6 protein-coding genes and 2 pseudogenes are annotated in these 6,741 nt (G+C 41.0%); 2 read left to right on the plus strand and 6 right to left on the minus strand.

The annotated features are described in order from the left end of the window. From B4F08_RS05660 to B4F08_RS05670, 3 genes and pseudogenes are all read right to left on the minus strand, one after another. Positions 1–416: pseudogene (locus B4F08_RS05660) on the minus strand (M16 family metallopeptidase); the annotation flags it as partial. 146 nt (positions 417–562) lie between these two features. Continuing rightward, positions 563–1,390, minus strand: a complete 828-nt coding sequence (locus tag B4F08_RS05665) for a PhzF family phenazine biosynthesis protein (protein ID WP_291373712.1) — start codon at positions 1,388–1,390, stop codon at positions 563–565. A gap of 152 nt (positions 1,391–1,542) precedes the next feature. Further along, entirely contained in the window at positions 1,543–2,931 is a 1,389-nt protein-coding gene (locus tag B4F08_RS05670; RefSeq protein ID WP_291373714.1) for an L-cystine transporter, read from the minus strand. A gap of 160 nt (positions 2,932–3,091) precedes the next feature. Between B4F08_RS05670 and B4F08_RS05675 the strand changes: the two genes are divergently transcribed. Next, positions 3,092–3,697, plus strand: coding sequence for a flavin reductase family protein (locus B4F08_RS05675; protein WP_291373716.1), 606 nt, complete (start codon positions 3,092–3,094; stop codon positions 3,695–3,697). 108 nt (positions 3,698–3,805) lie between these two features. Next, a complete protein-coding gene (locus tag B4F08_RS05680; RefSeq protein ID WP_291373718.1) occupies positions 3,806–5,008 on the plus strand; it encodes a YbfB/YjiJ family MFS transporter in 1,203 nt (400 codons plus the stop codon). Positions 5,009–5,218: 210 nt separating this feature from the next. Here the strand turns inward: B4F08_RS05680 and B4F08_RS05685 are convergent, their stop codons facing one another. The 3 genes and pseudogenes from B4F08_RS05685 to B4F08_RS05695 all read right to left on the minus strand — a co-directional run. Further along, positions 5,219–5,770: a M23 family metallopeptidase gene (locus B4F08_RS05685; RefSeq protein ID WP_291373720.1), complete on the minus strand. Its 552-nt coding sequence runs from the start codon at positions 5,768–5,770 to the stop codon at positions 5,219–5,221. 350 nt (positions 5,771–6,120) lie between these two features. After that, positions 6,121–6,270, minus strand: a complete 150-nt coding sequence (locus B4F08_RS05690) for a hypothetical protein (protein WP_171264481.1) — start codon at positions 6,268–6,270, stop codon at positions 6,121–6,123. Positions 6,271–6,560: 290 nt separating this feature from the next. Next, positions 6,561–6,741 (minus strand): annotated as a pseudogene (locus B4F08_RS05695) (IS5/IS1182 family transposase); the annotation flags it as partial.

Below are 6,741 nucleotides of genomic sequence, written 5' to 3' on the forward strand. Positions count from 1 at the left end.
CGCTCAGCTTCAAGATGAATCAGCTCATTAATCGCATTTTGTTCAGGACGAACCACATTAATATATTTGGTTGAATAATAATCTGTACTGGCATTATTCATTAAACCGTACTGATCTAAACGGCGCTGAAACTCATCTCCTGGAACATTTTTAGTTCCCTTGAACGCTAAGTGTTCCAATAGATGCGCTAAACCGCCCTTTCCTTTAGGATCGTTCAATGAACCAGTCAAATAGACCATATTCATATACACTTTATTTTCTTTATCGTTTGGCGCAAGAATAATGCGTAAACCGTTCTCTAATTTATATTCTTCAATTTTCTGTTCCGATTTTACCAATACGGGTTGTGCCCATACTGTACCCCCAAAGCCAAGTAGCAATACCGACAAACTCAATGTTTTAAAACGCATTAACATTATTTTTCCAAATAATTCGACAAAATATGAATGATTCTCAACATCATAGAGGAAAGTGGAATTATTTTTATAGTAATTTGGTGAAAAACAGCATTTTAATCAATGCTTATTTTTCACCAGTAGTTTTATTTTAAGAGAATTACAACTTAATCTAAGTACAATTCAGCCGTCATATATAACTTGGCATAGCCAGAAATTTGGATCCGTGTTTCAGACTGAATATCGCAGTAAAGTAATCCTCCACGGCTCGATGCCTGATAGGCAAGCAATGAGGTTTTACCCAACTTCTCCGCCCACAAGGGTGCAAGACCTGTATGCATGGAGCCTGTCACAGGGTCTTCATTGATGCCTTTATGCGGTGCGAAATAACGCGCGATATAATCATAATCTTGCGACGTTGAAGTCAAGGTAACATCCAAATTTTCAGCGGTAATCGCAGTACTGACTTTATGCTTTTCTGCCATTTGACGAATTTTATCTAAGTTCGGCTTGGCATCTTTAACTGCCTGCTCAGACTCACATACTAAAATATAAGCCTGTGGGTTTAAATAGACTTCTTTAATTTCACAATCGACCAACTCATGAATTTCCGCAGGATAGTCTTCTAACTTTTGCGGTGCACGAATTGGAAAATTCATATGAATCTTGCCGTCAGCATCTTGATCAATGATAAAAACACCCAAGTCTTTAACATGAAACTGGATACGTTTAGCATCGGTATAATCACGAAACAGAACGAAACTACTGGCTAAAGTCGCGTGCCCACAAAAGTCCACTTCAACCTGAGGAGTGAACCAGCGAATTTCAAAGTTTTCAGCATCAATGACTTTCACAAAAGCCGTTTCTGCCAAGTTATTTTCCAAGGCAATATTCTGCATCAAATCTACTGCTAACCATTCATCACGCACAATCACAGCCGCAGGATTACCTTTGAATAATTCAGTTGTAAAGGCATCGACTTGATACATTTTCATCGTTTTTCTCCTAAATTGAGGCTTTATTTTGCAAAAAACTGAGCAAAAAAGTAGATACAGTTTTTCGTCATTTATGGATACACGCCCAATAAAAAGAAGCCTAATCATTAAGATAGGCTTCTTTCCTGTTCATAAGCGATATATTGCTCAGCTTAGACTTCTTTTAAGTCCACATTGTCTTGCTCAAAAATACGCTTATCCGTTTGACCTAAGACTTGGCTGGTCACTACACCTGCAGTCATCGAACCATTCACATTTAAAGCCGTACGCCCCATATCAATTAAAGGCTCAATTGAAATGAGCAGTGCAACTAAAGTCACAGGCAAGCCCAACATCGGCAGGACAATCAGCGCTGCAAATGTTGCACCACCACCTACACCTGCCACCCCAATCGAGCTCAAGGTCACGACACAAACCAAAGTCAAAATCCAAAGTGGATCGAGTGGATTAATGCCAACTGTCGGTGCAACCATAACAGCCAACATTGCAGGATACAGCCCCGCACAGCCATTTTGCCCAATGGTCGTACCAAATGAGGCTGAAAAGCTGGCAATTGACTCAGGTACACCCAAACGTCGTGTTTGCGCTTCAATATTTAATGGAATACTGGCAGCACTTGAACGGCTGGTAAAGGCAAAGGTCAGCACAGGCCAAACCTTTTTAAAGAACTGAATTGGGTTCATACCTGTGAGCGCCAAAATCACGGCGTGCACGATAAACATAATCGCCAAGCCGATATAAGACGCAACCAAGAAGCCACCTAAGTTTAAGATGTCCGCCATTTTAGAGTTGGCCACAATATTGGTCATGAGTGCGAACACACCGTAAGGAGTGAGCATCATAATCAAACGCACCAACTTCATGACCCACGCTTGTAAGATCTCAATTGCAGACAACAGCTTTTGCCCTTTCTCAGCATCCGCTTTCATTAGGTTCAAGCCTGCAATGCCTAAAAACACTGCAAAAATGACTACACTGATAATGGAAGTTGGATGTGCCCCTGTCAGCTCGGCAAAAGGATTGCTCGGAATAAATGACAGAAATAAATCAGGCACTTGCAAGTCAGCCACTTGACCGACATAGTCAGTTTGAATCGTATTTAAGCGTTCAGTTTCTTGTGTCCCTTGTACCAAACCTGCCGCAGTTAAGCCAAACAGATTGGTCACCACCACACCAACAAACGCAGCAATCGCTGTGGTAAATAACAAGGTTCCAATGCTAATAAAACTAATTTTACCCAATGAGCCTGCATCGTGTAGCTTGATCACAGCGCCTAAAATGGAAACAAACACCAAAGGCATCACCACCATTTGTAATAGTTTGACATAGCCTTTACCGACCACATTAAACCATTGCACCGACTCTTGCAGTACAGGCGAGTGCGTACCATAAAACCCATGTAAAGCGAGACCAAAAACAATACCAAGACAGAGACCTGCCAGTACTTTCTTCGCTAAACTCCAATCGGTTTTACGGGTTCGACCAAGTAAAATAAGCAATGCAATAAAAATGATGACATTGACGATTAAGGGGATATTCATATTGTTTCCCTAAATGATGCTGTCATAATTATAAATCAAAATTGAAACGGCCTTACGGTTTTGCGCCACATTCCCCACTGAATGTACAAATTTAGACTGAATCGGCAGTTTTAGAATGTGGTATAAAGCACTTAAAACGGCTGTTAAAGTGTTCTTTTACATGAATCAATCTCTGCTTAATCCTCACATTCTGCCCGTGCCTTTAGAAAAAGCATATCGGCTACTCAACCACGGCCCAACCGTGCTGGTTTCTAGTCAAGATGATGAAAGCACCGATGTCATGGCCGCGGCTTGGGCATGCGCCCTAGAGTTTAGCCCCGCCAAAGTGACGGTCGTACTCGACAAATCGACGAAAACCCGCAGTATTATTGAAAAATCAGGTCTATTTGCACTGCAAGTCCCTACACTTAAACAGCTGAAAATGGTCTACGCACTCGGCATGATCAGTCAATATGATGCGCCTGAAAAGTTGCGTCAGTGTGGGGTCGAACTTTTTCAGTTTGGTCACAGCCCAATCCCCGTGGTCGAAGGCTGTAGCGCATGGATTCTGTGTGAACTCATTCCTGAACCGCATAATCAGCAGCAGCATGATTTATTTATTGGCAAAGTCATTGCCGCTTATGCAGATGATCGTGTTTTTAGAGATGGGCATTGGTACTACCATGAAGCCGCAGAGGAATGGAAAAGTATCCATCATGTTGCAGGCGGACATTTTTATACCATTGGTGATGCGGTGGATATCAATGCACTTAAAGACACTGAGTAAATTGGCTTCACCTTTATTCCTCTCGACTAAAGGCGAACATCACTGGATTGTTTTATTGTAAATTTCATCTTATAGTTCAAGTGTATTTTTTAAACAAATAGTCAAATGATGATGAACAGGACGTTCTCGAGCACCGTACTACTGAGTCTCTTTCTCTGCCTGAGTATGTGCTTGGGGATTGGCATCTTACGTTTTTCTTATACCGCTCTACTGCCGTCCACTCGCGAAGCCTATGAATGGTCACACAATTTCGCCAGCCTACTCGGTAGTGCCAATCTGCTGGGCTATCTGATCGGCGCATTTTGGGCGATGAAGTTGCCACAAAATGCAAAAATGCCGATCTATATCATTTTTGCTGCGCTTTTTGGTTCAATCAGCCTGTTTGCCTGTGCATTTTCGCATTTTAATGAAGTTTGGTATTTGGTGTGGCGCATCATTTCAGGTATCAGTGGTGGTTTGCTGATGATTCTATCTCCTAGTATTGTGGCGCAGTGCAGTGAGTTACAGCACCGTTTTAAAATTAATCTAATTGGATTTAGCGGAATCGGGATTGGTGTATTGGCAGCCACGCTGTTTATGCCGTATTTAGACCGTATTGCTATCAGCAGCGCATGGTTCATTCTCTGTGGCTTTGCATTTGTCATTACATGGTTATTATGGACACTGGTTCGTCCTTTCCAAAAGCAACTGCACAGTATTCCTACAAACCAGCCCCAGACTCATACAGTAAATAAAATTTACTATAGCTTACTCATTGTGTATGCCTGTAGCGCCTTTGCGTATATTCCCCATTCTTTGTTTTGGATTGATTATTTAAGCCATATTTTAACGCTAAATTTATATTGGATCAATTTTAACTGGATTTTATATGGCCTAGGCAGTGCTCTAGGTGCTGCAACTGCCTATGCTTTAGCACGTAAATTTGGCAACTTTCTGGCTTTAAAGATTTTATACAGTGTCTATATTGCGGCAGTTTTTATGGCGGTTCTGAGTTTTTCGCCTGTATTTACGCTCATGTCCTCATTTCTCACAGGCCTACTGAACCCTGCGGTAGTCTTTCTCACCTCCTACACCATCTTACAACTCTACAGCTTGGCCTATAAAAAACTGTGGAGTATGGCAACACTCAGCTTTGCAACTGTACAGCTGGTTGGTGGTTTAAGTTTTAGTACCTTGCAGCATTTGGGTTGGTCATATCACTTTCAGTTTATGCTTGCTGCGGGAGTCCTCGGTTTAGGAACACTGCAACTATTTTATTTTACCCGTACGACATCCACCTCCAATCCAAGCAGTAAAAAGGAGGCCTTTTAAGCCTTCATATTAAAGAGAATCAAAAAAGTAACCTACTTGCATTAGTAGGTTACTTTATAAAAGGTCGTCCATGTTAAATACCTGTGATATTTTAACTTACCCCTAAATATTACAAATGAACGATGTAAGAATAAGAAAAAAATTGATGAACCATCTATGAGCAAAACAATGAATGCATTCGAACTTTTACAACTGTAGATCAAAACTTGGCTATTTCAATGCATTTAAAGTTAAATACGGATAAGGATTCACAGCTCCCTTTCCAGTCTTATAAATTCCATAGTGCAAATGTGGTGGCGTATTCTTAGCATTGCCCGTGTTTCCGACATAGCCCAATACCTCTCCCACTTCAACCCAATCCCCCGTTTGAATATCAGGCGCATAAGCATCTAAATGTGCATAGTAGTGACGGCTTAAGTTAGGTCCCATCACCCACACCACTTGTCCACCTAGACTATTGATCCCGACATCCAAGACGATGCCTGATGTGGCGCTTAAGATTGGTGTTCCGCGTTTAGCGAAGATATCAATACCTTGATGTTTTCGTCCCTGCCCACGTGCAGCCCCCCAAGTGTCCTGTATCTGCTTGTGGCTTACTCCTTCTACAGGCACATTTAAATTTTTCGCTAAAGGCGTCTTATATAACTGCCAATATAAATAGGGGTAACTCAAACCCGCTGCTTCACCCGAAGCCGGTGGCTGACATCCAATCATCAGCAGATTTGTACTTAAAATAGCTCCACCCAGAACTAAACGAGACATGATTCAACTACTCAGCTAATTTTTAGATATTCAAATAAGATAAAGTTACTTATTCATACTAAATGCTTCATATATTGAAAGATATCTTATATATGTAACGGCAAAGCCCTCATATAAAATGAGGGCTTTGCTTCAAATAAACTACGTAAAACTACTTACGCTTCTTCAGTTTTTTCTCTAAGGCTTTCAGCTTAGACTGATGCTTAGAAATCTTTTTTAAACGAGCTTTGATCTTCTGTTTTAATGTTTTCACAACATTATTCGACATAGAGTCCTCCTGTTAGCCCAATTCCTTTTGCGTGATTCCTCCGTGCTGTGTTTTAAGATAAATTCATTAAATCACGACAACTTTAACGTTGCTGATTTGGATTCTGTTGGTTTTGGTTCGGTTGTTTTTGCTGGCCTTGATTTGGCTGCTGTTGCTGTTGTTGCTGATCTGGCTTTTGTTGCGGTTGATTGGGTTGCTGTTGACGCTGCTGCTGATTTTGTTGATTAGCCACGAGACTACTCCTTTGATCATCTGCCGTAACATTCGACAAAGACCACCATACAACACTGGCTCAAAAACCCAAGCTATAAGCTGTATCAAAGTACTTCAATGTAATGACAAATCTAATTTCCCTTTATAAATCAAAATACTGTGTTGTTAGACTGTACTTTCACTCACCTAAAGCACGAATGTCTTAACCTAGTCTTACATTGCAAACATATTTCGACCGCTATATTCAACTTATAAAAGGCTTTGTTGCATAAACATTCAAAAGCTGAATTTTCCCCAATCCTTTCAAATTTAAGTGACAACTTGGGTGTGAGGTCTACCTAATTCCGTAAATCTATTCAGAACTGCCACACGCGCATGAATTTCATTGACCTGACTTTGAAAATGTCTTGCCGTCAGCTTATCTCCTAATAATTTGATGCAATGCATCTTGGTTTCCGCCAAACTACGACGGTGATAACCCGACCATTTT

The organism is Acinetobacter sp. UBA6720, from assembly GCF_002454215.1.
Classification (GTDB): Bacteria; Pseudomonadota; Gammaproteobacteria; order Pseudomonadales; family Moraxellaceae; genus Acinetobacter.